At 50.3% G+C, this 330-nt stretch carries 1 protein-coding gene; it reads right to left on the bottom strand.

The annotated features are described in order from the left end of the window. Positions 1 to 330 (bottom strand): hypothetical protein (locus E1163_RS30020; protein ID WP_221417848.1); only part of this gene is annotated, 330 nt, incomplete at both ends.

The raw sequence follows: 330 nt of genomic DNA, 5'->3' as shown, positions 1-330 counted from the left end.
GCAACTGTGCCCGAACCTGTAACATTAGTGCCGCCCCCGGAGCTGCTGAAGGTGTAGTTGTAAGTAGCTCCTGTTTCTGCTCCAGAGAATGTAAAGCTAACTGCAGTTTCGTTACTACTGTTTATCGGACTTTGGTCAATAACCACTGAGTAACCGGTAGGAGGTACAGTTTCCTTAGTTTCTGTATCCGTTGCAGGGCTACCGGTATTTCCGACAGCATCAGTCAGCGTTACCGAGAGAGTAACGGTACCGTCACCCAATCCGCTGAGATCAATCCCTGTAATCTGCTCAGCAGCGGAAGCAACTGTGCCCGAACCTGTAACGTTGGTC

The organism is Fulvivirga kasyanovii (genome assembly GCF_009711405.1).
In the GTDB taxonomy this organism is placed as follows: domain Bacteria; phylum Bacteroidota; class Bacteroidia; order Cytophagales; family Cyclobacteriaceae; genus Fulvivirga; species Fulvivirga kasyanovii.
Note: the sequence above shows the minus strand (reverse complement) of the source record. Positions and strands in the feature narration are given on the sequence as shown.